Genomic DNA, 25,785 nt, shown 5'->3' with positions numbered 1-25,785 from the left:
GCGCCCTAGACTTCAGACCGATTCTCGCTCGACCAGCAGACATTCGACCTTCAACTGGTCGTGCGAGCTGTTGAGGCCCCCGGTGATGTCGGAAATCACCTCGACGGCCATGGCGCCCATCTCGAACATCGGTAGATGGAACGTGGTCAGCGGCGGCATGGTGAACTGGGCGATATCGCGGTTGTCGAAGCCGACGACGGAAACGTCGCCGGGGACGGTCTTGCCCAGTTCCTTCAGGGCATCGATGCAGCCGAGCGCCATGAGATCGTTGGCGCAGAAGATGCCATCCGGGGGGGCTGGCAATTTCATCAGGGCATGGGTCTTCTCGTAGCCGGAAGAGGGCTCCCAGTTGCCGTAGTGAACGAGATCGGGGTCGTAGGTGATGTCGTTGCTGGCCAGCGCCTGCTTGTAGCCGCGCAACCGGTCGCGTGGATTGTCCAGGCCTTCCTGCCCGTTGATGAGGGCAATGCGCTTGCGACCGGCGGCGATCAGCCGTTCGGTCGCAGCCCGCCCGCCGGCAACGTCGCCGGGGAGGATCGATGCCAGCCTGCGCTGCTGGTCGTAGCAGTTGACGAGCACCGACGGGGCGCGGAACAACGGTTCGGGCGGTTCGATCTTGCGGGTCAAAATCGTGCCGAAGATATAGCCGACCAGCACCTGTCCATCACAGACGGAGAAGATGCCGCCATCCGGATCCTCGCCCTTGCGAAAGACGCCGAGGGTGACGATGATTCCAAGTTCCAGGGCCTTTTCGCGCGCGCCTTCAAACGCCATGGCCATCCAGGGGTCGGTGGTCAATTCATCGACGACGAAGACGATGACCCGGCTGCCCGTGTTGGCGGGCGCCGCCGATTTGTTGGACAGCCGGTAGCCGAGCTGTTCGGCGGCGTCGAAGACGCGTTTTCGGGTGGCTTCGCTGAAGCGGGCCCCGGAACTGCCGTTCAGAATGAGCGACACGGTCGCCTGCGAAACGCGCGCCAGTGCCGCTACATCCATCATCGTCGGTTTCAAGGCATTCTCCATGACGAACACCGTGTTTGCCGCAGGTCGGAACGGATGTCAGGACCTGAAATGCCTGATCCGGTCGAACGCGACAGCAACCACAATGAACGTACCTATGAACATTCCTTGCCAGAATGTCGAGATGCCTAGCAGGATCAGGGAGTTGCGGATCACTTCTATCAACAGTGCGCCGACGACGGCGCCCAGCGCGTTGCCCTCTCCGCCCGCCAGGTTTGCCCCGCCGATGACCGCGGCCGCAATTACCGTCAGTTCCATGGCCTGGCCGAGATTGGTCGTCACACTGCCAAGCCAGCCGGCCATCAGTATGCCGGCAAGGCCTGCGGTGAATGCCGAGAACATATAGATGCTGACCTTCATGCGCCGCACCGGGATGCCGGTCAGCAGAGCCGCGTTCTCGCTGCTCCCGATGGCGAAGAGGTGTTGGCCCCAGCGCGTCCACTTGAAGGCGAGCGACATTACAATGGTCATTGCGGCGAGGACGTACAACGGGTGCGGTATGCCGAACGTGGATCCGCCCCCGACCCAAATCAGGATGTTGTGGTCGGGGCCAAAGTCCCAGATCATCTTGTTGTCGGAGAGCACCATGGCGAGCGAACGCGCGGCCGAGAGCGTTCCGAGTGTCACGACGAAGGGTGGCATGCCGGCATAAGCGACCAGCACGCCGTTCAGCAATCCGACGAGAAGGGCCGCACCCAGGGCCATCAAAGCCGCCGGCAGGAAGGGGGCGCCCTCCGCCATCGTGACGCTGATAACCATGGCGCTCAGCACGACCGATGATCCTACTGAAAGATCGATCCCGCCAGAGGCGATGACGGCCGTCATGCCGATGGCGATGATGCCGACGAAAGCGAAGTTACGCGCGACGTTGAACAGATTGCGCTCGCTGGCAAAGGCGTCTGTCAGGAAAGTCAAGGCAAGACAGGCGAGGATGGCGGCGAGAAAAACCCAGAACAGTTGTAGGCTCGCGACACGCGACAGCCAGTTCCTGTGTTCGCTTCTCGAAATGACGTCTTCCAGAGTGGTCATCGTTTTTATCCTCTCCTCACGCGGTTTCTATTGCGCCGGTGATCAGTCCGGTCACTTCCTCGGGCGAGGATTGGGCCGCTTTCTTGTTTGCCACGAGTTCGCCCCGACGCAGAACGGCGATGCGATCGGAAACGCCGAAGACATCGGGCATGCGGTGGCTGATCAGAATCACGCTGATGCCCTGATCGCGAAGTCGCCGAATGACATCGAGCACTTCCGCTACCTGACGCACGGAGATCGCTGCCGTCGGTTCGTCCATCATGACGATCTTGGGCTTTGAGAGGAGGGTGCGCGCGATCGCTACGGCCTGTCTTTGGCCGCCGGACATGCGTCGCACCAGATCGCGCGGACGGGTTTCGGATTTGAGTTGTCGGAACAGGTCTGCAGCGACCCTGTTCATGTGGCCGTAGTCTACGTATCGAAAGGGTCCCAGCCGTTTCGTCGCCTCGCGCCCCAGGAAGACATTGGAGGCGGCCGAGAGGTTGTCGCACAGCGCGAGGTCTTGATAGACGACCTCTATTCCTTCCTTCTGAGCGTCGCGCGGGTTGTAGAAGCTCACTGGTTTTCCGTCGATCATCATCTCCCCGGTGGTGGGCGGAAAGTTGCCGGCGATGATCTTCACAAGCGTGCTCTTGCCAGCGCCATTGTCTCCCATCAAACCCAGAACCTCCCCCGGTTCGATCGACAAGGCGACCGAAGACAAGGCCTGGATGGCGCCGTAACTTTTTGAAATTCCATGCAAAGTGAGACGCGACACGCGTGTTCCTCCCCCATCGTTTTCTCCTCCCGCATCAGAATGCCGCTTGCCTCCCGGGTGGTCAACGACAGGCATGATATTAATGATGCTTGACTTAATATTATTACTAAATATTAATTCCAGCAACCAGGGAATGAGGGAGCCAGGGAGGCGTGGAATGAGGTTGCTTGTTACGGGCGCCACCGGAAAGGTGGGGCAGGCCTTTCTGCCTGCCTTCCTGCAAGACCCGCGCTTTGCGGGTTGGAACGTCGTGGCCCTGTGTAACAACCGGGTGATTGAGCCACGGGAACGGCTTTCGGTGGTCAAGGGGTCGGTGGCGGATCCCGAAGTGGTGTCGGCTGCGCTCAGCGGCGTGACGCATGTCCTGCATCTGGCTGCGGTCAAGGAGACACCGGAGCAGGCGATCGACGTGGCGCTGAAGGGGCTTTATCTGCTGCTCGATCGCTTCTGTCGGCTTGATGACGCCAGACAGTTCATCCTGTTGAGTGGCGATTGCGTCGTTGGGCACATCTTTCAGGATTATCCGGAGCCGATTACCGAGCAGTCGCCGCTTCGCGCCTATCCCGGCGTCTACGCCCTGACGAAGGTTCTCGAAGAGGTGATGATCGAACAGGTCGGCATCCAGTCCGGTCTCAAATGGACAACACTCCGCGCACCCTGGATCATGGAAAAAGACGATTTCCGTCATGCTTTTGCGCTTGGAGAGGAGCAGTTTGGTGGACCGCCGTGGTCGAGCTTGGTCGGTCCGCGGCGGCACGAAGAGCTTAGCAAGGGCGGGTACTTTCCGGTCATGCGCGATGCGCGTGGCGGATATTTGAAGCGCAGCTTCATTCATGTGGACGATCTCGTGCGGGCAATCTTGTCGTCGATCGACAATCCCCGGGCCTTCGGTCAGCTGTTCAACATCGCCATGGACGAGCCCGTCGATTACGGCCGCCTTTCCGAGCGAATGAGGGCTGTCGCCGGTCTAAAGCCGGCCGAGATCGATACGCCGTTCCACAGCAATTGGCTCGACAATTCCAAGGCGCGGAAAATCCTCGGGTGGAGGCCCGAGGTCGATCTCGACGCGCTCGTGGAGCGAGCCTGGAATTATCGGCGCGCGGCAGATGATCCGCGCATCGTCTGGTATCCCGGCTGAGCAGGAGGGCTTTCGCCGGCAATTTGGAGGAGGAGAAGAGCAATGAAAATGCGTTATCTGGCATTCACTGCAATACCTGTTCTCATGGCGCTGGCCGGGGAAAGCGCTGCCGAAGGAAAGAAGACGCTGGCGATTGTCGTCAAGGGTCTCGACAACCCGTTCTTCGAGCAGATCAATCTGGGCTGCAAAAAGTGGCTCTCTGAAAACCCCGACAGCGAATACGAATGCCTCTATACGGGTCCGGCATCTTCTGCGGACGAGGCGGGCGAAGTGCAGATCGTCGACGATCTCTTGAGCCGCGGCGTGGCGGCGATCGCCATCTCGCCGTCGAATGCGCCGGCCATGGCAAACCGCGTCCGCGAGATCGCGCCATCCGTTCCGGTCATGACCGTCGACGCCGATTTTCTCGAAAAGGACCATGACCTGCGCAAGACCTATCTGGGTACGGACAACTATCTGATGGGCGTCAAGATGGCAGAAGAGGCGAAGAAGTTGAAAGCAGAGGGTGGGTCCGTGTGCCTGCAGCTCGGCAACGTCGCAGCGGCCAATATCAATGCTCGCGCCCAGGGCTTCCGCGACACCATTGCGGGTGCAAAGGATGTCGAGCGTCTGACCGGCCAGAACGGCTGGACGGAGATCGAGGGCTGCCCGGTCTATACGAACGACCAGGCCGATCTCGCCAACCAGCAGATGTCGGACGTGTTTACCGCGCATCCGGATCTCGACGCCTTCATCCTGATCGGCGGCTGGGCACAGTTTGCGCCCCAGGCCTATACGCAGGTGACCGACCAGGTGATGGACAAACTCAAGTCCAAGGAGCTGATCATCGTTGCCGGTGATACCCTGCCACCGCAGACGCAGGCCTTCCGGGAAGGCCGTAGCCATGCCCAGGTTGGCCAGCGGCCGTTCGAAATGGGCTACAAGGCACCCGACGTGATGATCCAGCTCATCAAGGGCGAAAAGGTCGATGACCCGTTGTTTACCGGTCTCGACGTCTGCAACACGGAAGACCCGGGCTTCTGCAAGGACAACTGATGTGACGGCTGGGGAGCCATGCTCTCTGCGCCATTCAATCGGCATGCGGACGGTCCGGGAGGGGCCGTCCCGCATGCTGCCGTTCAACATGATGGCAGCCCATGGAGAGGGTTGCGGGAGGATAAGATGAAGAGACTATCGATCACGGCTCTTGCGGCCGCTCTCACACTCGCGGCGTCGCCGGTTTTGGCGCAGGAGAAACAGGCACTCGCTTTCGTCGTGAACGCAGCTTCCGACTTCTGGAAATTGGCGGAAGCCGGCGTCAAGGCGGCGCAGGCGGAGCTCCCCGATTTCGAGCTGCAGTTCCGCTACCCGGCTCAAGGGACCGCAGCGCTGCAAAACGCGCTGATGGACGATCTGGTGGCCGCCGGCACCGATGCGATCATGATTTCGTCGGTCGATCCGAAGAATTCGGTTGATGCGTTCAATAAGATCGCCGCGCAGATCCCGCTGTTCACGACGGACAGCGATGCGCCGCAGTCGAAGCGCATTGCCTATCTCGGTTCCTCCAACACCAAAGCGGGCATCCAGGCCGGCGAAATCGCCGTGAAGGCGCTGCCTAAGGGAGGCAAGTGCATGGGCTTCGTCGGTTTCCTCGGTGCCGACAATGCCAAGGAGCGCATCGACGGCTTCCGGCAGGCTGTCGACGGCAAGGGTATCGAACTCGTCGACGTGCGCGGCGATGATGTGGACTTTGCCCGCGCGCGCTCGAATGTCGACGACGTGCTGGCCGCGAACCCGGACATCGACTGCATGGTCGGCTTCTATTCCTATAATCCGCCGAAGATCTACGAAGCGCTCCAGGCGGCGGGCAAACTCGGCGCGATCACCGTTATCGCCTTTGACGAAGACCCGATCACCCTTGGTGCAGTCCGTGAGGGTAGCTTTGCCGGAACGGTCGTTCAGGATCCCTATCAGTGGGGCTATCAAGGCATGAAGCTGATGGCGGCTTATGTGAAAGGCGACAAGTCGCAGGTCCCTGCCGACGGGCTGATCATCGTGCCGACGCAGGTGATCGACAAGGCCAATGTCGATGCCTTCGAAAAGCAGCTCAAGGAGCGTATCGGCGGCTGATCCGGTGCCGTCGATACCCACGGTCTGCGCGGACCACGTGTCCGCGCAGACCAGTGTTCTGCTGCCGAGGAGCATCGCGAATGTCCCCCGATACCCGTATCGCTCTCGACCTCGTCGGGATCACCAAGGTCTATCCAAGCGCTGTTGCGCTGAACGGTGTATCTCTGTCCATCCGCGGAGGGGAGGTCGTCGGACTGATCGGTGAAAACGGGGCAGGCAAGTCGACCCTTATGAAGGTCCTTGGCGGTACCATCGCGCCCGACGAGGGACAAATTGTCATTGACGGCGCCCCCGTGACGGAGATGACGCCGGCGGCGGCGGTCTCGCATGGCATCGCCTTCGTTCACCAGGAACTCAATCCTTTCGCCAATCTGGACGTTGCCGGCAATATCCTGCTGGGGCGTGAGATCCATAGCGGTCCCTTCGGCTTCATCGACCGCAAGGCGATGGAAGACCGTGTTCGCCCGTTGCTGAACATGCTCGGCGCACGTTTTACCGCCTCTACGGCCGTGTCCGGATTGTCTCTCGCGGATCAACAATTGCTGGAGATCGCCAAGGCATTGTCGATCAATGTGCGTCTGCTCATTCTCGACGAGCCAACATCAAGCCTTACGCTTTCGGAAACACAGCGATTGCTCGCAGTCATCCGGCGGCTTCGCGACGAGGGGGTCGCCATCCTGTTCATTACCCATCGGCTGGCGGAAGTGGCTGAGGTGGCGGATCGGGTCGTCGGCCTCAGGGACGGTCGCAATGCCGGAGAACTACCGCGTGACGCCATCACCAAGGATGCGATGGTGCGGCTGATGATCGGACGCGACGTCAAGCAGTTCTATGTGCCACCGGATCGCGAGGGTGGGGCGATCGTGCTGCAGACGGTTGGCCTCCGGACCGCGACCTATCCGGACGCGACCGTCGATCTCGTCATCCGCAGCGGCGAAATTCTGGGGTTGGCCGGATTGGTCGGGGCGGGGCGGACCGAGCTTGCGCGCGCCTTGTTCGGTATCGACCCGGTTGTGGCCGGACAGGTGGAGATCGGTGGGCAGACGGTCGAGCCGGGTTCCGTGCAGGCTGCGATCGGGGCTGGTATCTGCCTCGTGCCAGAGGACAGGAAGACGGAAGGCCTGTTTCTCGACTTCTCGATCTGCGGGAATATCGTGATGCCGAGGCTGGAGGTTTTGGCCAAGCGCGGTTTCGTTGACGAGGTGACCGAGCGTCGGATTGCGGAGGGATTTCGCGAGCGGTTGGCAATCAAGGCGAAGCGGCTGGATCGACCGGTTGCCGAACTCTCGGGCGGCAACCAGCAGAAGGTGGTGTTGGCCAAATGGCTGGGGCTTGAACCCCGGCTTATCATTCTTGATGAACCCACGCGCGGCATCGATGTCGGTGCCAAGGCCGAAGTCTACCGTCTCATGCGTGAGTTGGCTGCGGAGGGGTGCGCTATCCTCATGATCTCTTCCGACATGGAGGAAGTGATCGGTGTGTCGACACGGGTCGCGGTCATGCGCCGCGGTGTGATCGCCGGAGTGCTGGAACGTGAAGATGTCAGCGAGGAAGCCGTTCTCCGGCTTGCCGTCGAGTAAAGGAAGGGCACATGCACAAGAAAGACATCGGGCTTGCCGTTCTCGTGGTGACCGTCGGGGCGATCGTCGCTGCGGTCAATCCGCGCTTCCTCTCCCCGATCAATCTTGCAAACACCGCCAACCTGATTGGCCTGTTCGGACTGTTCTCCATTGCAGAGGCGTTCGTCATCGTCACGGCCGGGATCGAGCTGTCGATTGGTTCGGTCATCGCGCTGCTCGGGGTCATCTTCATTGACCTGATTGCCTCCTACGGCGTGCCCTGGCCAGCGGCGCTCATCATCGTCATGCTACTGTCCGTCCTGATCGGTCTCCTGCATGGCTGGCTGATCACCCGACTGAAGCTGCAGCCTTTTGTCGTGACGCTGTGCGGACTGCTGATCTATCGCGGCGTCGCTCGCTTCTACACCAAGGACGGGACCGCCGGGTTCACCTTCGGGACCGATCTGCCGATGCTGGAGTATCTGTTCGTCGGTCGCACGGCGGGCATACCGCATTCGGTCATTGCCTTTGCCGTCTTTGCCATCCTGGCATGGGCCCTGTTGCACAGGACGGTGTTCGGACGCCATCTGATGGCGGTTGGCAAGAATGAAGAGGCGGCGCGCTATTCCGGGATCAATACGCGGCGCGTTATTCTGTGTGCCTACATGCTCTGCATGTTCCTGACTGGCGTCTCGGCAGTATTCTTTGCCATGTATACGAAGTCCGTCCAGCCATCGTCGCACGGCAATTTCTATGAACTTTACGGCATTGCCGCCGCCGTTCTGGGTGGGTTTTCGCTGCGCGGCGGGGAGGGGTCTATCGTCGGTGTTGTGCTCGGTGTCGTGTTGCTGCAGGTGCTTCAGAATCTTGTGAACCTGCTCGGCATCCCGTCCTCGCTCAACTTTGCGGTGATGGGTGCCGTGATCCTTGTCGGTGTGATCGCTGATACCCAATTTGTCGCCTATCGAGATCGCCGTCGGCAGGCGGTGGCGAGGAACGTTGCAAAAAATAGCCGTGAAGCTGTCGGACAATGACGTAGTTCTCAGCCGCCGATAGCCCGCCTGAATTCTTCCGGGTGCTGGGTTCGTCGCGGCGAAATGCGCGGGATTGTCAGGCAGAATTGAAATGGTTACGGAATGCTCCCAAGGGCGGAACAATCTGCCAAGTGGTTTGACTTGTGCCGGCTTCTTTCGAGTTTCCGGATTTGAGGCTGTGCAGCATGCCATCTCTTAGGTTCGCCAAGCGTGGCTGGCTCACAGGCTCCGGTCGCCCGAGATTACGTCGCAAGGCGATCGCGCTCTTCCTCTTCGTGGCCGTCGGCGCCGCTGTTTGGATTTCGGGATTGCCGGCACTCGCCTATTTCCAGGCAAGCCTGGTGTTCGCTGCGCCACCCGCCGGCCCGACGCTCTCGCTCGGAGACTATGAGGCTGAAGTCCAGGCACGGACGATCACCGGGCTCAGTCGGGACATTTCCGGTCTCACCTATTCTCCGACGACAGGAACTCTCTTCGCCGCTGCCAATCGGCCGCCTCGGATCGTCGAGCTTTCGACAGACGGGAAACTGCTGCGCATGATCGACCTCGATGGCGTGAAGGATCCGGAGGGCCTCACCCATGTCGAGGGTGACCGCTTCATCGTTTCCAGCGAACGCGACCAGAGCTTGCACTGGATCTCCATCGGGCGTGACGCGGCCCGGGTGACGGCCGAGGGAGAAGATCGTCTGAGCCTGAATGTGGGTGTCGTGAAGAACATGGGTTTCGAGGGGCTTTCATGGGATGCCCAACGCAGCCGACTGTATGTCGCGCAGGAAATGTTCCCCGCCCGTGTCCTGCTCGTGGAGGGGTTGGGTTCTGACGCTTCGGGGATGAGACTTGACGTCGGTGAATGGAAGCCAGGTGGGATTGCCGGCGCTTTCATGCTCGATCTGTCGTCTGCGTCGCTACACGAGAAGACCGGCAACCTGATCCTGCTTAGTCACATGTCCCGGATTCTGGTGGAGTTTGCCTCAGATGGAACGGTTCTGAGCTATCTGCCGCTTTGGCGCGGCATGAATGGACTTTCCGCCTCCATCGCTCAGGCCGAAGGCGTCGCAGTCGGTCCCGACGGCGACGTGTTCATCGTCGCCGAGCCAAACCTTTTCTATCGCTTTGGCAAACGCTCCGCCGCAGCAAAAGGGTCCTGACTTCAACAGAAGCCGTTCAACTTGAGGATCTTGTAGGCATCGATCGAAGCGCGGAGCTTGTCTTCCGAGTCCCGGTCGCCCTGGTTGACGTCCGGGTGGTAGATTTTCAGCCGCTCCTTGTAGCGTCGCCGGATCTCTTCCGGTGTCGCCTCGGGCGAGAGATCGAGTTTTTCAAAGGCCTTTGCTTCAAGAACCTTCAGCTTGCGACGCTGCAGATCTGCTGCGGCTGCCTGCCGTTCGGCGGCGCTCTTTCGGGCGTTGATCGCCTTGGCCGTACCGGAGCGGGTCTTCAGCGGCAGGGGTATTTCCTTCGACTGCGTCGTCGCGGTGCCAACGGTCGCGCGGGCTCCGCTTGCGGCTTCCCGCTGATAGCGCGCCGTAACCGGATCGGACAGGCTGGTCTGGTAGTTGTAGCCCTTGTTGTATTCCTTCACATGCTCCTGGCAGAAGAGCAGGTAAAGGCCATCGCCATCGCAGCCGACGGGTGCGCGATGGCCGCCATGCTTCTCGCATCCGTCCCATTGGCACTTGGGACCGCTTTCAACGCGTTGCGCTACAGGCTTTTTCTTTGTCGACCGGAGGCCGACGAATATTTTTGAATCAGTCGTCATCGGGCCATATAGGGCAGTCCCGCCGTGCCGGGCAAGACTTATGACGCATGGCACATATGCCGCGCTCGCCGTGTGTTGCAGTTGGGAAACGTAACCGTGCTCCATGGGCCGTTCCGCGCCGGGACGCAGCCCGGCGCGGTCATCTCAGTTATGCCGCCTTAATCAACTGAGAGCTTCCATCTTGCCGGCAGCGGGAATGTTTGGCGCGGTCTTGTTGTCGACGATGACGAGGTCGAACGTTCCATCGTCCTTGCGGCGCCACTGACCGCCGACCAGCGGTGTCTTGGTGACGTTCTTTGCGGCAAAAGGCGGAACGCCTTGACCGTTCCACTCGACATGGCCGACGATCGTATCGACCTTGGAGGCGGCAATCGCTGCGGCCACGCCTTCCGCGTCGGTCACATCGCTGACGCGGCCCATGACATCGGTTGCCATTTCGAACAGCGAATGGATGAAGCCGATCGGCTGGGCCCAGGGGCGTCCCGTCTTGGCGGTGAAGTCGGCAGCGAGGTCGGCGGCACTCTGGCCGGTGAGTGACGATTTGAACGGATGCTGGGCGGACCACCAGACCTCAGACGACAGATTGTGGCCCGCCGGTCCCAAAGTCTCGACCGATTGCGGGAAGAGGATCGCCTTTGCCACCGTCAGAGCCTTTGGCGTGAAGCCCTGCTGTTTCGCCTGGTTCCAGAAGGTGGTGAAATCAGGTGGGATGACCACGCCGGTGACGATGTCGCAGCCACCATCCTTGAAGGCGTTCACCTGGGCGGTGAAATCGTCCGTCAGGTTCTGGTAGCGGCCGGGATCGAGGAGTTCGAAGCCCGCCTGCGCGAGACCCGGCTTCAGTCCCACATTCGGGTCGCCCCAGGCATTGCCATCGGCATCGTTGGGAAACAGTCCCCCGACCTTCTTGTTGGTGTCGAGTTGGCTCCACATATTGGTGAAGACTGCGATGACATCTTCCAGACCCCAGAAATAGTGGTAGGCGAAGTCGAACGGTTTCCAGCTCTGCGGGTCGCCGGGATTACCCTGCTGTCCGATGAACCAGGGCTGCCAGGGCGCCTTCGTCGAGATGCAGGGGACACCTTCCGCTTCGCAAGTGGTCGCAACCGGATTTGTGGTTTCCGGCGTGGATGCGACGAGCATCAGGTTGATCTCGTCAGACAGGATCAGTTCCTTGGCAACGTCTGCTGCACGGTTCGGGTTGGACTGGCTGTCCTTGACGATGACTTCGAAATTCTTGCCTGCTTCGGTCGCCAGGAACGAGGCGATGTTATAGGCGTCGCTTTCACCGAAGCTTGCCAAGGGGCCCGTCTGCGGACTGACGTAGCCGATCCTGATTTTGGCGCCTTGGGCGATGGCGGGGGCCGCCAGCCCACCGAACCCATAAGCGAGGGTGCCTGCTGCGGTTGCCTTCAAGAGTTTTCTGCGCGTGATCATGCTGTCCTCCCCTTTTTGATGTTTGGTTCTCAGGCGGCGATGCGGCCAAAAGGCCGACTGCCGGCTGCAAGGTCCGTCAGTATCGCGTCAAGGGCCGCGACCTCCATCCCGGAGGCCTGATGTGGGCGCCCGGGGAAGAGTTCGCACCGAAGCCTCGCCCGCGCCCTCCCAAGCGCTTCGGAAGCTTCGGCAAAGGCCGAGACCGGGATCCAGGGATCCTGGTCCGACCCGGTGAGATAAACCGGCAGGCCGTCGAGATCGGCGGTGGGCCTCTCGTCCGTGGGCTGACCGACACGGCAGCCGGTCAGGTTGACCATGGCGCCGTTCCACGGGCCGAATTTCATTGCATATTCCAGCGACAGGCAGGCCCCCTGGCTGAAGCCGCCGAGCAGGAGCGGCTTGTCGCGGCCGCCACGCTCTCGGATGTCCTCGATCAAGGCATGCAGGTAGTCGAGGGACAGGCCCAGTTCGGTCCGCGTGCCGTCGAGAAGGGCGTCGGTTGCGCGTGCCGCATACCAGCTGTTTCCTTCGGCCCGCGGCAGGCAATAGGATACCCGGCCAACGGAGAGCCGGCCAATGACCTGCTCCATCATGTCTTCGGGCGACTGAGTGCGCCCGTGGACGAAGACGCAGAGAACCTCGGCCTCGGCCGGGGATACGCCGCAGCGATGCGGCTCGCCATGGGTTGCCATGCCGACTTCCTCCTCAGAAGTCGGCAGGTTCGAGGCCGGCGATCAGTTCCTCCCTGCGGTCTTCGAACCATGGCGGGAAGACGAGGGTCGTGCCGATCGCATCGGCCGGTTCATCCTTTGCCCAACCTCCTTCGACCGACCAGGCGATTTCGAAGAGTGCGCCGCCGGGCGAGCGGACATAGCAGGATTTGAAGTAGTTTCGGTCTTTCTGATCGGAAACGTCGGTGAAGCCTAGGCCTTCGATATGGGCTTTGAGCTTCAGCTGGTTCTCTTCGTTGCCTGTATTCAGCGCAAGGTGATGGATGGTGCCGCCCGAAAGGGTCCAGGTGCCCTGGGGACCCGTGGGCTGATGGATGACTTCCACCATGCTGGAGGGGCCGCCGGCATTGGGAACGGAGAACATCAGCCCCTCGTCGCTGTCGGCTTCCTTTTTCATGCCCATGGCGATCGTCAGGAAATCGTCCATCGAGGTTCGGTCGAACACCGCTACGGCGGCGCCATAGATGCCGCGGATGCCATGGTGCGGGCCGATGCCCTGTTTTTCATTGGTGATCGGCTCGCGCGTATCCGCCGGGCTTTCCACCAGTTCATGCTCGATGCCGCAGGGATGCGCGAGCGCGACGCGGGTGATGCCGAAACGGCTGGTCATCGAGGCCTTGATGCCGCGCTCGTTCAGCCGGTTGACCCAGAATTCCGAGGAGCCACGCGGGATCGATAGCTGGATGATCTTCGACTGGTTGGTGCCGCGCTTGCCGTAAATGCCCGGCTTTCGGAACGGGAAGGTGGTGACGATGGTCGAAGGGTCGCCATTCTTGGCACCGTAATACAGGTGGTAGACGGGGATCACACCGTCAAAGAGGACCGTACGCTTGATCGAGTGGAGACCCAGCGTCTTGGTGTAAAAGTCATAATCCTCCTGTGCGCCGTCGGTACTCAGCGTCAGATGGTGATAGCCGGAAATGTATGACATGGTTTTCCTCCTCCAAATGCCGTCGTGCGGACAAGCAGGGTCCGCAGACACGAAGCACCGGGAAACAGCCTGGAACGCGAAGACCGGCTGCAATCGTCTCCCATACCGCAGCTTGCTGCGCGTATCTCTCGAGCCCGTCATTCCTGCAGGATGTTCCCTATGCACGCAGAAGATACAGCGTCCGACGGGCTCTGTTGATAAAATTGCTTATGTCCGATATAGCAAATTGCTATGAAAATCGATGAGAGACATCTCGTGCAGCTGGCGGCCGTCGCGGAAACCGGGGGCGTGACCGAAGGCGCTGCCATGCTGGGCATGACGCAGCCCGCCGTGTCGCGCACGCTGTCGATGTTGGAACGACGAGTCGGCGAACCCCTGTTCATTCCGGGCAAACGGCCGATGCAGCTGACGCCGCTCGGTCAACAGCTGGCGATTCAGGGGCGCTCGATCCTGCTTGCCTCGCGCAAAGCGGTGGACATTGTGCGCAGCTTTCAGTCCGGGACCTCGGGACGGATCAAGGTCGGCGGCGTTCCCTTTTTCATGGACGCCGTCATCTCGCAGATGATCGGCTCCTTCCAGATGCGGGAGCGCGACATCCTTGTCGAGCAGTCCTATGGCAATATGCCCGACCTGTTGAACGAACTCGAATCCAGTCAGATCGACATGGCGATCACCCCGATCGGCAGCGCCGAACTGAGGGCCGATTTCCAATTTCAGCCGCTCCTGCCGGGGCGCAATGTATTGACCTGTGCGGTCGGTCATCCGCTGCTGCGCAAACGCACGCTCAGCATCGAAGATATCGTAACCTATCCATGGGTCGCGCCGCTGCCGGGCTCGCCGCTTGTGCTCGACCTGCATAACATCCTGATCACGCTCGGGATCTCGGAACTCGCGATCCGTTATTCCGGCGGGTCTCTTCTGTCGGTGCTGAACTATGTCGCCTCCACCGATGCGCTGGCGATCCTGCCGCATTCGGTGGTCTTTTCCTTTCGCGGGCAGGACAAGATTTCGATTGTGCCCGTCGACATTCCTCAGCCGGAACGTACGCTGGGTATCATCACGCGCCGCAAAGCCTATCCCAATCCGGCAAGCCGGAAGTTTCAGGAGCACATTGTGCGGGCGTTCAAAGACCTGAAGACGATCATCGAGCGTCACGAAAAGGCGATCGTCTGGCGGCAGGGGCCGTTTCTACCCGATCGGGATCGGTAGCGTTTACGGCTTTATCGGGATCTGTAAGCCGATCTTGATGTCGCGCAAAACCACATTGGTGTTCATGCGCTTGATCTGCGGGTTTTCCGACATCAGCTGCGCGCTGATGTCGTCGTAATGCTCGACATCGCGGGCGGTGATGATGGCGACAAGGTCAACCTGGCCAGTCACATAATACACCTGCTGAATGTTGTCCTGCCTGTCGGCCCAGGCGCGGAAGCGGGCGAGTGCATCATAATTGTCGCGCTCGATTTCCATGCCGGTGATGAAGGTCATCGGGTAGTCGGTTGCCTTGCGGGCGACAACAGCAATCTCGGCGGTTATGATGCCGTCGGAGCGCAGCCGTTTCAGTCTCCTTTGCACGGCCGATGGCGACAGACCGACTTTGTCGGCAATTGCCTCGGCCTTCATCTGGCAATCCCGCTGCAGGAGATCGAGAATGCTGCGATCGAATTGATCCAGTTGTTCGACCATGGCTCTCCTCTCCTCAACTCGTCGGGCGGCCGTTCCGCGCTCGGAAAGCACGCTTGCGGGCGCCCGCGCCGATCACGTGCGCCGGCTGCGTCTTTCTGCGGGAATTCCGCACGAAAGGCAAGAAATGCGAAGAAAACAGGCGCGGATGCCCATCTATGGTCTTGCACCATCCGAGTGATTGAAGGACCCCGATGACGACAATCGACAGCGCTGCGCTCTCCGTGACCGACCTCCACAAGAGTTTCGGCCCTCTGGAGGTCCTGAAGGGCGTGTCGGCGACCGCGAAACGCGGGGACGTCATCTCGTTGATCGGATCGTCCGGCTCTGGAAAAAGCACCTTTCTGCGCTGCATCAACCTGCTTGAAACGCCGGACAAAGGACGGATCATCGTCGGCGGCGAAGAGTTGCGCCTGAAGCCATCGCGCAAGGGTGGTCTGGAGGCCGCAGACCGCAAGCAACTGGAGCGGTTGCGCACCGGGCTCGGCATGGTGTTTCAAAGCTTCAATCTCTGGGCCCACCGCACCGTCCTGGAAAACGTCATCGAAGCGCCCGTTCATGTTCTGAAGGTCCCGCGGCGCGAGGCGATCGACAAGGCGGAAGCATTGCTTGCCAAGGTCGGGCTCTATGACAAACGCGATGCCTATCCGGCGTTTCTCTCCGGAGGCCAGCAGCAGCGCGCGGCGATTGCGCGCGCGCTTTGCGTCGATCCGGCGGTCATGCTGTTCGACGAGCCGACGTCGGCGCTCGATCCCGAACTGGTGGGTGAAGTTCTGAAGGTCATTCGCGATCTCGCAGAAGAGGGCCGCACCATGCTCCTGGTTACGCATGAGATGGCCTTTGCCCGCGATGTGTCAAGCCATGTCATGTTTCTCGATCGCGGCCGTGTCGAGGAGGAAGGGCCGCCGGAGCGCGTGTTCGGCGATCCGACCAGCGCCCGCTGCCGCGAATTCACCCGCAGTCTGTCCGGTCGTGCTGCAGGCTTCTGACCGGTCCATCCGAACACCATCCACTCAAAGGGGACAATCCGCCATGAAACTCTTTTCTCTTCTTCTCGCCGGGGCAGCATTTGTCGCAACCGCCGTGACGGCACAGGCCGAAGTCCGCTTCGGCATCATGAACGAGGCCTACCCGCCCTTCTTCGCCAAGGATGCATCGGGCAGCTGGAAGGGCTGGGAAATCGATCTGATGAACGCGGTCTGCGCCGAGATGAAAGAGACCTGCTCGATTGTTGATGTCTCGTGGGACGGTCTGATCCCGGCGCTGCAGACGAAAAAATTCGACGTCATCTGGTCGTCGATGTCGATCACCGATGAGCGCCTGAAGACCATTGATTTCACCGATAAGTACTACAACACGCCGAGCAAGCTGATCGGACCGAAGGACGCGACGCCGGGTGCTTCGCCGGAAGCCGTCGAGGGGAAGACCATCGGCATCCAGGTCTCCACCGTTCAGTCCGAGTATTTCAAGAAGTATTTCGCCGACAAGGCCGAAGAGCAGACCTACCAGACGCTGGACGAGGCCTTCCAGGATCTCGCCGCCGGCCGCATCGACTATGTCTTCGGCGACGCCATCCCGCTTGCCGATTTCTTGAAGACCGATTTCGGCAAAGATTGCTGCGCCGACATGGGAGATGTCGCGGATGACCCGGCCGTTCTCGGCGTTGGCATCGGTGGCGGTCTGCGCAAGGAAGACACCGAACTCAAGGCGAAGCTGAATGCGGCAATCGCTGCGGTTCGCGCTTCGGGCAAGTATGACGAGATCACGAAGGCCTATTTCACCTTCGACGTCTACGGCAAGTAATCGGCGGGGGCCGCAGGCGAGATGGCGACCGGATCAATGACGGCCTGGCAATTGCTGGCGCTCGAGCCTCCTGGCTGGGGCGGCGCGCTGTTGACAGGTGCGGTCACCACGGTCGCCATTTCGGCATCCGCCTTTGCGATCGGGCTCGTCTTCGGGCTCTTCGGCGCCATGGGCAAGCTCTCCGGAAACCGCCCCGTCGGTCTACTTCTGAAGCTCTATACCGGCACCATTCGCGCGGTGCCGGAACTGATCCTGATCGTCGGTCTCTATTATGCCGGCACAGACGGTCTGAACCGCCTGTTGCTCGCCTTGGGGATGCCTCCCGTCGAAGTCAATGGTTTCGTCGCGGCCGTCGCCGTTCTCGGTTTCGTCCAGGGCGCCTATATGACGGAGGTGCTGCGTGGGGCCATTCTCGCTGTTCCTGCGGGACAGATCGAGGCGGCGCGCGCGTTCGGCATGTCGCCCTTCTTGCGCTTCCGTCGGGTCACGTTGCCGGCTCTCCTGCCCAATGCGCTTCCCGGCATGGCCAATCTCTGGATGTCGGTCACCAAGGACAGCGCGCTCGTCGCGGTCGTCGGCTACCAGGAGTTGGCGCTGACCACCCGGCTCGCAGGCGCCAACACAAAGCAGTATTTTCTCTTCTTTCTGGCCGCGGCCGTGCTCTACCTCGTCATCACGCTTGCCTCCAACCTGGTCTTCCACTGGCTCGAGCGTCGTGTGCGCCGGGGTCAGCGGTTGATGACGTAAGGAGGCGCTTGTGACCTTCGACTGGCTGACAAAATACTGGCCGCTTCTGATCGACGGCGCCATCCAGACAGTGGCATTGCTCGTCATCTCCGTCGTCTTCGGCTTCATCCTGGCAATCGGCCTGGCCTTTGCGATGGTGAGTGGCGGCCCCGTCGCCCGCAATCTGGCACGCGGTTATTCGACGGTGTTTCGAGGGACGCCGCTGCTCATCCAGCTTTGGCTGCTCTATTACGGGATCGGTTCGCTGCTGCCGATGGTGCCCGGCCTGCGCCAGAGTTTTCTCTGGCCTGTGCTCAGGGAAGGGTTCTTCTTCGCGGCCGTATCCTTCACGCTGAACTATGCAGCCTATGAGGCGGAGGTTCTGCGCGGCGCTTTGCTTTCGGTGCCGAAGGGCGAGCTGGAGGCCGGCCGCGCGCTCGGCATGAGCCGTTTCCTTCTGGTGCGTCGGATCTGGCTGCCACGCGCCATCCGTACTGCTCTTCCCACCATCGCCGGTGAAGTCGTGCTGCAACTGAAAGCAACCCCGCTCGCCTTCACGGTTACCGTCATGGATCTCTATGCCGTCGCCTATAAGGTACGGCAGGATACGCTCCTTGTGTATGAGCCTCTGCTCGTCGTGACCCTCTTTTATGTCCTGCTGACCACCATCATCACCCGTGCCTTCGGCATCGTCGAGGCGCAGGTGCCGAGCCGTCGCTGAGCGATCCCGAAAGAACAGCCATGCCGAATTCCTTCGTCACGCATGCCTTGCCGTCCACCGCTGGTCCTGAGACCCGCGCGGTTGATGCTGGTCTGCTCATCGATCCGACAACCGGTGCGATTGCGCCCAACATCTCGATGTCGGTCAACAATGCACTGATGCCGGGCGACGGCGCCTTTTCAGCCGATGGCGTGGAGGACCTCGCGGCTCTCCCCTATCTCTATGCCCGCTGGACCAATCCCACCGTCCGCCAACTCGAGCAGCGGCTGGCGGCACTCGAGGGCGGCGAGGATGCGCTTGCCAGTGCGACGGGCATGGCGGCGATCGCCGGGATGATGCTCACGCTGCTGAAGGCCGGCGACCACCTGATCGTGTCCGACGTCTGTTATGCCGGGGCTGCGGAACTGACGCAGCGGGTGCTGCCGGAATTCGGTGTCGAGGTCACGGCCGTCAATATGGCGCGGCTCGACCTGGTCGAAGCGGCGATCCGGCCGAATACGCGGCTCATCCATTGCGAGAGCCCGGTCAACCCGATTCTGCGGGTCATCGATCTTGCAGCACTTTCGGTCCTCGCACGCCGAAACGGTCTCCTGGTTTCCGTGGATTCCACCTTCGCGACGCCGGTTGCCACGCGCCCCCTGTCACTCGGTGTCGATCTCGTCATTCATTCCCTGACCAAGTTCATCAACGGGCATGGCGATGCGCTTGGCGGCGCCGTCATCGGTCGGCGCGAACTCGTGGCGCAGATCCGTGGCCGCGCCGGGGTCTATCTTGGCGCCACCCTTTCGGCGCACTCCGCCTGGCTGATCATGCGTGGGATCGACACGCTCTATCCGCGCATGCGCATGGCCTCCGACACGGCGATGGCGGTTGCCGGCTTCCTCGAGAGCCATCCGCAGGTAGAGCGGGTCCTGTATCCCGGTCTGTCGTCGCATCCGCAACACGATCTGGCCAAACGCCAGATGGATATTTTCGGCGGCATGATCGGCTTTCGAACGCGTGATCCGAAGGCCACGGCCAGCAGGCTCGCGGAACGGCTTCGGGTCGTTCACTACGCCTTCTCGCTCGGCCATCAGCGTAGTCTCGTCGTCCTCCTGGACACGGACGAGATGATGGCATCGACCTATCGGCTCACAGGTGAGCCGCTTGCAGACTACCGCGCCTACGCCGGCGACGGGCTCTTCCGCCTGTCGATCGGCCTCGAAACGCCTGATGACATCATCGGCGACCTCGACCAGGCACTCACTCCCTGACCGCATCTGACGGAGATTTTCCCATGGCAGACACTCTTATCCTGGACGGCGGCATGAGCCGCGAGCTCTTGCGGCTTGGTGCCGAACTCAAGCAGCCCGAATGGTCGGCGCTGGCGCTGATGAACAGCCCCGCGATCGTTCGCCAAGTGCATGAGGAATTCATCGCCGCCGGCGCTGACGTCGTCACGACCAATTCCTACGCGCTCGTTCCTTTCCATATCGGCGAAGAGCGTTTTGCCAGGGATGGGGCAGATCTGATCGCGCTTTCGGGGCGTCTTGCCCGGGAGGCTGCGGGTGCGAGCGGCCGCAAGGTTCTGGTCGCAGGCTCCCTGCCGCCGATCTTTGGCTCCTATGAACCGGAGAATTTCGATCCGTCGCGGGTGCAACACTATCTCAAGGTGCTGGTCGACAATCTCGCTCCGCATGTCGATGTCTGGCTCGGCGAAACGCTGAGCCTGATTGCGGAAGGTGAGGCCGTGCGCGAGGCGATCAAGGCCCATCCCAAACCTTTCTGGATCTCGTTCACACTGGCCGATGACGAAGCCCAGGTTGCCGGCGGCGAGGCCAAGCTGCGTTCGGGAGAAACGGTCAGGGCGGCCGCGGAGTGGGCTGCCGGGTCTGGTGCAGCAGCACTGTTGTTCAACTGCGCCAAGCCGGAAGTGATGAAAAAGGCCGTCGAAACGGCGGCAAGCGTCTTTGCTGAGAAGAGTGTTGATCTGAAAATCGGCGTCTACGCGAATGCGTTCGAAACCGATACGGAGGAAAAGGCGGCCAACGAGGGGCTGCACGACACCCGCCAAGACCTGACGGGTGACGTTTATTCACGGTTCGCCTGCGAATGGGCAGACGCCGGTGCCACGATGATCGGCGGCTGCTGCGGCATTGGGGCCGAACACATCCACCGGGTTGCGACGGCGCTGCATAGGGTCGGTTGAGCGGGCAGTATAGGCTTGAGCTCAGACGTCGAGCGTCGTCGTGCGCTCCCAGGCGGTGAAGTGGCTGCAATAGCTGTTCCACTCGTCATGCTTGAGCTTCAGGTAGGCCTTTGAAAACTCGGAGCCGAGGGCCGACTGCAACTGCTCGTCCATCTCGTAGGCCCGCAGCGCGTCGAGGAGGTTCAGCGGCAGCCGGGGCGCATCCTTCACCGTATGGCCATCGCGGTACATGTCGATGTCGTAATGCGGGCCGGGATCGGCATTGCTTTTCAAGCCGCTCAAGCCTGCTGCGATGATGATCGCCTGCAGCAGATATGGATTCACCGCGCCGTCGGGCAGGCGCAGTTCGAAGCGGCCGGGGCCGGGTACGCGGACCATGTGTGTGCGGTTGTTGCCGGTCCAGGTGACGGTGTTGGGCGCCCAGGTGGCGCCGGAGACGGTGCGCGGCGCGTTGATGCGCTTGTAGGAATTGACCGTTGGATTGGTGATCGCGGCCAGCGCCGAGGCATGTTTCATGATGCCGCCTAGGAAGGTCTTGCCCTTGGCCGAGAGGCCGAAGGGCATGTCCTTGTCGGCGAAGGCATTCACCTTACCGTCGAGATCCCAGACGGAGATATGCGCATGGCAGCCATTGCCGGTCAGGCCCTTGAAGGGTTTCGGCATAAAGGTTGCGCGCAGCCCGTGCTTTTCGGCAATCGACTTCACCATGAACTTGAAGAAGGAATGCTTGTCGGCGGTCTTGAGTGCGTCGTCATACTCCCAGTTCATCTCGAACTGGCCGTTCGCGTCCTCATGGTCGTTCTGGTAGGGGTTCCAGCCCAGTGAGAGCATGTGGTCACAGATCTCCGCGATCACATCGTAGCGGCGCATCAGGGCCTGCTGATCGTAGCAGGGCTTCTCGGCGTTATCGTACTGATCCGAGATCGTTTTGCCGTCCGCGGAGATCAGGAAGAATTCCGCTTCGACCCCGGTCTTCACGCGAAGCCCTAATTCAGCCGCTTCCGCTACCAGCTTCTTGAGCACCACGCGCGGCGCCTGGGCGACGGGCTGGTCGTCCATCATGCAGTCGGCTGCGACCCAGGCGACTTCAGGCTTCCAGGGCAGCTGGATGACGGATGAGGCGTCAGGGATGGCGAAAAGGTCGGGATGGGCGGGTGTCAGGTCGAGCCAGGTGGCAAAGCCGGCAAATCCTGCGCCTTCCTTCTGCATATCGGCGATGGCCTGTGCGGGGACCAGCTTGGCGCGCTGGGCGCCAAAGAGGTCGGTGTAGCTGATCATGAAATATTTGATACCTCGCTCCTTGGCGAAGCCTGCCAGATCCTGTGTCACGTCGTTCCCCTGTTTTTATGGATTGAGACACATCGGTTGAAAGAAGAATGGCCGCATCCGTGGGAGTCGGATGCGGCCATTCAGGTGGTTAGAAACCTCCCTTTCCGGGATACCAGCTGGTGCCGGCAAGGGGTACCTGGGCCATGGCGGCGGCTTCCATGGTGAGCGCGCAGAGGTCCTCCGGCTCCAGGTTGTGCAGCTTGTTCTTGCCGCAGGCGCGCGCGATGGTCTGCGCCTCCAGCGTCATGACCTTGAGATAATTGGCGAGCCGGCGTCCGGCTGCGACCGGATCGAGACGGGCGGCAAGCTCGGGATCCTGGGTGGTGATGCCGGCCGGGTCCTTGCCCTCATGCCAATCGTCATAGGCGCCGGCTGTGGTGCCGAGCTTCTGGTATTCCTCTTCCCACTTCGGGTCGTTATCACCGATGGCGACGAGGGCTGCCGTGCCGATCGCCACCGCATCGGCGCCGAGAGCCAGTGCCTTTGCCACATCGGCGCCGGAGCGGATACCGCCGGAGATCACCAGCTGCACCTTTCGGTGCATGCCAAGGTCCTGAAGCGCCTGAACGGCAGGGCGGATGCAGGCCAGCGTCGGCATGCCGACATGTTCGATGAAGACGTCCTGGGTCGCCGCTGTCCCGCCCTGCATGCCGTCAAGAACCACGACATCGGCGCCGGCCTTCACGGCGAGCGCCGTGTCGTAATAGGGGCGGGCGCCGCCGACCTTCACGTATATCGGCTTCTCCCAGTCGGTGATCTCGCGCAGTTCGAGGATCTTGATCTCGAGATCATCGGGACCAGTCCAGTCCGGATGGCGGCAGGCTGAGCGCTGGTCGATGCCCATCGGCAGATTGCGCATCTGGGCGACGCGGTCGGAGATCTTCTGGCCAAGCAGCATACCACCGCCGCCGGGCTTGGCGCCCTGGCCGACCACGACTTCGATCGCGTCAGCGCGGCGAAGGTCCTTCGGGTTCATGCCGTAGCGGGAGGGGAGATACTGGTAGACGAGCTTTTCCGAATGGCCACGTTCCTCGTCCGTCATGCCGCCGTCGCCTGTCGTGGTCGAGGTGCCGGCAAGCGTCGCGCCGCGGCCCAGCGCTTCCTTGGCATTGCCGGAGAGCGCGCCAAAGCTCATGCCGGCGATGGTGATCGGGATCTTCAGCTCAATCGGCTTCTTGGCAAAACGCGTGCCGAGGACCACCGAAGTGTCGCATTTCTCGCGATAGCCTTCGAGCGGATAGCGGGAGATCGATGCGCCGAGGAAGAGCAGGTCGTCGAAATGCGGGACCTTGCGTTTGGTGCCGCCGCCGCGGATGTCGTAGATGCCGGTGGCGGCCGCACGGCGAATTTCGGCGAGTGTGTGGTCATCGAAGGTGGCGGACTTGCGCGGCGGGGTGAAGGGGTTGTGGTAGCTCATGGCCTGTCCTCGCCTCAATACGCGTCGGCATTGTCGATGTTGAAATTGTAGAGCTTGCGGGCCGAACCGTAGCGCTTGAATTCCTCGGGTTTCGCATGGGTCACGCCTGCCTTGGCGAGCAGCTCGGCAAGTTTTTCGAGATGTTCCGGGCGCATCTCCTTTTCGATGCAGTCCGCGCCAAGGCTCTTCACCGAGCCGCGAACGAAGAGCTTCGCTTCATAGATGCTGTCGCCCAGCGCTTCGCCCGCGTCGCCGCAGACAACGAGATGGCCTGATTGCCCCATGAAGGCCGACATATGCCCGATCGAACCATGGACAACGATGTCGATGCCCTTCATCGAGATGCCGCAGCGGGAGGCGGCATTGCCCTTGATCACCAGCAGGCCGCCGCGGCCGGTGGCGCCGGCATACTGGCTCGCATCGCCCTCGATGACCACTGTGCCGGACATCATGTTTTCGGCGACGCCCGGGCCGGCAGAGCCATGGATGGTGACGGTACCACCGTCATTCATGCCGGCGCAGTAGTAGCCGACCGAGCCCTTCAACTCGACGGTGACGGGTGCGTCGATTCCGACAGCGACGGCATGGTGGCCGCGCGGGTTCACGACTTCGAACAAGGTGTCGTTCGAGCCGGCGCCGAGATTGTGCAGGGCGCTGTTCAGTTCGCGAAGCGGGGTATGGGAGAGATCGAAGGTCGGCATTCAGCAAGCTTTCTTGGTATGTCGCGGATCAGGCAGCCTTTTCGTGGTCCCAGAAATAGACGGTCGCGGGCTCCGGCTCCCAGACGCGGGCCGTCTCGATGCCCGGCAGGTTGACGAGCGCGCGGTATTCCGAGCCGAAGGCGACATACTGGTCGGTCTCGGCCATGACGGCGGGCTTGCAGGCGATCGGGTCGCGCACGACGCCGAAGCCGGTCTTGGTGCCGACGACGAAGGTGAAGAAGCCGTCGAGATCGTCTAGCGCGCCGGTAAGCGCTTCGCCGAGATCCTTGCCCTTGGCCATTTCGGCCGTGAGATAGGCTGCCGCCACCTCGCTGTCGTTCTGGGTTTCGAAGGACATGCCTTCGCGGATGAGCTCGCGCCGCAGGTTGTTGTGGTTCGACAGCGAGCCATTGTGCACGAGGCACTGGTCCGCTCCTGTGGAAAAGGGGTGGGCGCCAAGCGTCGTGACGGCGCTTTCGGTTGCCATGCGGGTGTGGCCGATACCGTGGGTGCCGCCCATTGCGCGGACGCCGAAGCGCTGGACGACATCCTTGGGAAGGCCGACTTCCTTGAAGATCTCGACGCTTTCGCCAGAGCCCATGATGCGGACATTGGGACGGATCTCGGCGAGGATCGTCCGGATATTAGAAAGCTGGCTCGCATTAATCGAGATCACGGCATGGGTGCTCTTCAGGGCAATTTCGGCGTCAATTCCGGTCTTTGCCAGATCCTCGGCGAGGCCCGCAAAATCATTTTCCGGCGCTGCGGACTGGATGGTGACCTTGGCTGACTTGCCGTCCACGCCACCATAGATGGCAATGCCGGCCGAGTCCGGTCCCCGATCGGTCATGGTGATCAGCATATCCGAGAGCAGGTCACCGAGGCGAGGCTCAAGCGCCTTGTCCTTCAGGAATAGACCGACGATTCCACACATGGCCAAGACCCTCCTTATCACCGAACAAGGAGTAGCAGCGCCCAGACAATCGATCAATGCTCAGGAAACTATTTTTCCTCAGGAGTAATTATTTCTGCTGCGTGTACGAGATAATCGAGAGATATCGCGCGGGCAGTTTCACCAGTTCCTCAGGTCCATGAGGAGCATCGGCATCGAAGAACAGACTGTCGCCAGCCTCCATGCGATAAAGTCGGTCGCCATGGCGGTAAACCACTTCACCCTCAAGCATATAGAGGAACTCCATGCCCTCGTGCTGAAAGGTGGGAAAGACGTCAGACTCGGCGTTCAGCGTGATCAGATAGGGTTCAACGACGACACCGGATGTATTGTTCTCGATATGGCCCAGCAGACTATAGTGGTGACCGGCGCGGGTGCCCCGGCGCTCCAGGTTCACACCTTCCCCCGCCTTGACGAAACTTGCGGACTTCGGCTCTTCGAACCCCCGGAAAAACGCGGTGAGCGGGACCCCCAGAGCCTTCGAAAGCGACTGTAGCGTTGTGAGAGAGGGCGAGATGTTTCCATTTTCGATCTTCGACAACATGCCGACGGACATGCCGGTGGCGGCTGCAAGATCGGCCACGGTGATGCCGAGTTTCTTGCGGAAGGTGCGCACCTCGTGGCCGATCGCCATTTCGAGATTGTTGGCGCGTGGCTCGCGTACGGCATGCGGATCTTGCGCGAGCGCTGCCGCACCTGGGTTACCGCCCGCCTTGCCAGGGTTTCTTCTGTCCTTCGCGCTACTCGCCATCCCATTCTCCCCG

General features: G+C 61.3%; 26 protein-coding genes. 13 read left to right on the top strand and 13 right to left on the bottom strand.

The window, feature by feature from the left end; all coding sequences use genetic code 11:
* Positions 1-12: 12 nt before the first annotated feature.
* From ACT53S_RS13585 to ACT53S_RS13575, 3 genes are read right to left on the bottom strand one after another with little or no spacing between them, the layout of a single operon-like run.
* Complete coding sequence (locus ACT53S_RS13585) at positions 13-1,023, bottom strand: LacI family DNA-binding transcriptional regulator (protein ID WP_476067373.1); 1,011 nt, start codon at positions 1,021-1,023, stop codon at positions 13-15.
* Between the two features lie 36 nt (positions 1,024-1,059).
* Positions 1,060-2,049 carry an ABC transporter permease gene (locus tag ACT53S_RS13580; protein WP_142074004.1) on the bottom strand — a complete coding sequence of 330 codons (990 nt, stop codon included), beginning with the start codon at positions 2,047-2,049 and terminating at the stop codon, positions 1,060-1,062.
* A 16-nt stretch (positions 2,050-2,065) separates the two neighbouring features.
* A complete protein-coding gene (locus ACT53S_RS13575) occupies positions 2,066-2,806 on the bottom strand; it encodes an ATP-binding cassette domain-containing protein (protein WP_142074006.1) in 741 nt (246 codons plus the stop codon).
* Positions 2,807-2,963: 157 nt separating this feature from the next.
* Between ACT53S_RS13575 and ACT53S_RS13570 the strand changes: the two genes are divergently transcribed.
* The 6 genes from ACT53S_RS13570 to ACT53S_RS13545 all read left to right on the top strand — a co-directional run bounded on the left by ACT53S_RS13570 (position 2,964) and on the right by ACT53S_RS13545 (position 9,794).
* Positions 2,964-3,944, top strand: coding sequence for an NAD-dependent epimerase/dehydratase family protein (locus ACT53S_RS13570; protein WP_476067372.1), 981 nt, complete (start codon positions 2,964-2,966; stop codon positions 3,942-3,944).
* 48 nt (positions 3,945-3,992) lie between these two features.
* Positions 3,993-4,979 carry a sugar-binding protein gene (locus ACT53S_RS13565; RefSeq protein WP_476067486.1) on the top strand — a complete coding sequence of 329 codons (987 nt, stop codon included), beginning with the start codon at positions 3,993-3,995 and terminating at the stop codon, positions 4,977-4,979.
* Between the two features lie 126 nt (positions 4,980-5,105).
* Positions 5,106-6,053 carry a sugar-binding protein gene (locus tag ACT53S_RS13560; protein WP_113378630.1) on the top strand — a complete coding sequence of 316 codons (948 nt, stop codon included), beginning with the start codon at positions 5,106-5,108 and terminating at the stop codon, positions 6,051-6,053.
* An 80-nt stretch (positions 6,054-6,133) separates the two neighbouring features.
* On the top strand, positions 6,134-7,633 hold the full coding sequence (locus ACT53S_RS13555; RefSeq protein WP_476067371.1) for a sugar ABC transporter ATP-binding protein: 1,500 nt from the start codon (positions 6,134-6,136) through the stop codon (positions 7,631-7,633).
* An 11-nt stretch (positions 7,634-7,644) separates the two neighbouring features.
* Positions 7,645-8,646, top strand: a complete 1,002-nt coding sequence (locus tag ACT53S_RS13550) for an ABC transporter permease (RefSeq protein ID WP_476067370.1) — start codon at positions 7,645-7,647, stop codon at positions 8,644-8,646.
* Positions 8,647-8,831: 185 nt separating this feature from the next.
* Entirely contained in the window at positions 8,832-9,794 is a 963-nt protein-coding gene (locus ACT53S_RS13545) for an SdiA-regulated domain-containing protein (protein ID WP_476067369.1), read from the top strand.
* Between the two features lie 2 nt (positions 9,795-9,796).
* Here ACT53S_RS13545 and ACT53S_RS13540 read toward each other — a convergent pair whose 3' ends face one another.
* From ACT53S_RS13540 to ACT53S_RS13525, 4 genes are all read right to left on the bottom strand, one after another.
* Positions 9,797-10,405: a J domain-containing protein gene (locus ACT53S_RS13540; RefSeq protein ID WP_113378626.1), complete on the bottom strand. Its 609-nt coding sequence runs from the start codon at positions 10,403-10,405 to the stop codon at positions 9,797-9,799.
* A gap of 162 nt (positions 10,406-10,567) precedes the next feature.
* Positions 10,568-11,842, bottom strand: coding sequence for an ABC transporter substrate-binding protein (locus ACT53S_RS13535; RefSeq protein ID WP_476067368.1), 1,275 nt, complete (start codon positions 11,840-11,842; stop codon positions 10,568-10,570).
* Between the two features lie 29 nt (positions 11,843-11,871).
* Positions 11,872-12,534, bottom strand: coding sequence for an alpha/beta hydrolase (locus ACT53S_RS13530; RefSeq protein WP_476067367.1), 663 nt, complete (start codon positions 12,532-12,534; stop codon positions 11,872-11,874).
* Between the two features lie 13 nt (positions 12,535-12,547).
* Entirely contained in the window at positions 12,548-13,504 is a 957-nt protein-coding gene (locus ACT53S_RS13525) for a VOC family protein (RefSeq protein ID WP_113378624.1), read from the bottom strand.
* A gap of 231 nt (positions 13,505-13,735) precedes the next feature.
* Between ACT53S_RS13525 and ACT53S_RS13520 the strand changes: the two genes are divergently transcribed.
* Positions 13,736-14,713: a LysR family transcriptional regulator gene (locus ACT53S_RS13520; protein ID WP_476067366.1), complete on the top strand. Its 978-nt coding sequence runs from the start codon at positions 13,736-13,738 to the stop codon at positions 14,711-14,713.
* A gap of 3 nt (positions 14,714-14,716) precedes the next feature.
* Here the strand turns inward: ACT53S_RS13520 and ACT53S_RS13515 are convergent, their stop codons facing one another.
* Positions 14,717-15,187, bottom strand: coding sequence for an Lrp/AsnC family transcriptional regulator (locus ACT53S_RS13515; RefSeq protein ID WP_113378622.1), 471 nt, complete (start codon positions 15,185-15,187; stop codon positions 14,717-14,719).
* A gap of 191 nt (positions 15,188-15,378) precedes the next feature.
* Here ACT53S_RS13515 and ACT53S_RS13510 point away from each other — a divergent pair, with 191 nt between their 5' ends.
* The 6 genes from ACT53S_RS13510 to ACT53S_RS13485 are packed head-to-tail and all read left to right on the top strand — an operon-like array spanning position 15,379 to position 20,622.
* Positions 15,379-16,173 carry an ABC transporter ATP-binding protein gene (locus ACT53S_RS13510; RefSeq protein WP_113378621.1) on the top strand — a complete coding sequence of 265 codons (795 nt, stop codon included), beginning with the start codon at positions 15,379-15,381 and terminating at the stop codon, positions 16,171-16,173.
* 43 nt (positions 16,174-16,216) lie between these two features.
* Entirely contained in the window at positions 16,217-16,987 is a 771-nt protein-coding gene (locus tag ACT53S_RS13505) for a transporter substrate-binding domain-containing protein (RefSeq protein WP_476067365.1), read from the top strand.
* Between the two features lie 21 nt (positions 16,988-17,008).
* Complete coding sequence (locus ACT53S_RS13500) at positions 17,009-17,734, top strand: ABC transporter permease (RefSeq protein ID WP_162750578.1); 726 nt, start codon at positions 17,009-17,011, stop codon at positions 17,732-17,734.
* A gap of 10 nt (positions 17,735-17,744) precedes the next feature.
* Positions 17,745-18,434, top strand: coding sequence for an ABC transporter permease (locus ACT53S_RS13495; RefSeq protein ID WP_476067364.1), 690 nt, complete (start codon positions 17,745-17,747; stop codon positions 18,432-18,434).
* Between the two features lie 20 nt (positions 18,435-18,454).
* Entirely contained in the window at positions 18,455-19,687 is a 1,233-nt protein-coding gene (locus tag ACT53S_RS13490) for a trans-sulfuration enzyme family protein (protein WP_476067363.1), read from the top strand.
* A 23-nt stretch (positions 19,688-19,710) separates the two neighbouring features.
* The gene (locus tag ACT53S_RS13485) at positions 19,711-20,622 is read left to right on the top strand and encodes a homocysteine S-methyltransferase family protein (RefSeq protein ID WP_476067362.1); all 912 of its coding nucleotides are present in this window, start codon (positions 19,711-19,713) and stop codon (positions 20,620-20,622) included.
* A gap of 21 nt (positions 20,623-20,643) precedes the next feature.
* Here the strand turns inward: ACT53S_RS13485 and glnT are convergent, their stop codons facing one another.
* The 5 genes from glnT to ACT53S_RS13460 form a co-directional block, all read right to left on the bottom strand.
* Positions 20,644-21,951 carry a type III glutamate--ammonia ligase gene (glnT, locus tag ACT53S_RS13480; RefSeq protein WP_476067361.1) on the bottom strand — a complete coding sequence of 436 codons (1,308 nt, stop codon included), beginning with the start codon at positions 21,949-21,951 and terminating at the stop codon, positions 20,644-20,646.
* A gap of 88 nt (positions 21,952-22,039) precedes the next feature.
* Positions 22,040-23,368: an FMN-binding glutamate synthase family protein gene (locus ACT53S_RS13475; protein WP_113378614.1), complete on the bottom strand. Its 1,329-nt coding sequence runs from the start codon at positions 23,366-23,368 to the stop codon at positions 22,040-22,042.
* Positions 23,369-23,382: 14 nt separating this feature from the next.
* Positions 23,383-24,069: a protein GlxC gene (locus ACT53S_RS13470; protein ID WP_476067360.1), complete on the bottom strand. Its 687-nt coding sequence runs from the start codon at positions 24,067-24,069 to the stop codon at positions 23,383-23,385.
* Between the two features lie 28 nt (positions 24,070-24,097).
* Positions 24,098-25,003: a class II glutamine amidotransferase gene (locus tag ACT53S_RS13465; protein ID WP_476067359.1), complete on the bottom strand. Its 906-nt coding sequence runs from the start codon at positions 25,001-25,003 to the stop codon at positions 24,098-24,100.
* Between the two features lie 88 nt (positions 25,004-25,091).
* Positions 25,092-25,772 carry a helix-turn-helix domain-containing protein gene (locus tag ACT53S_RS13460; protein WP_476067358.1) on the bottom strand — a complete coding sequence of 227 codons (681 nt, stop codon included), beginning with the start codon at positions 25,770-25,772 and terminating at the stop codon, positions 25,092-25,094.
* Positions 25,773-25,785: the final 13 nt, after the last annotated feature.

The organism is Allorhizobium sp. DMC15, assembly GCF_056314065.1.
This window is presented reverse-complemented; position numbering and strand designations above follow the sequence as displayed.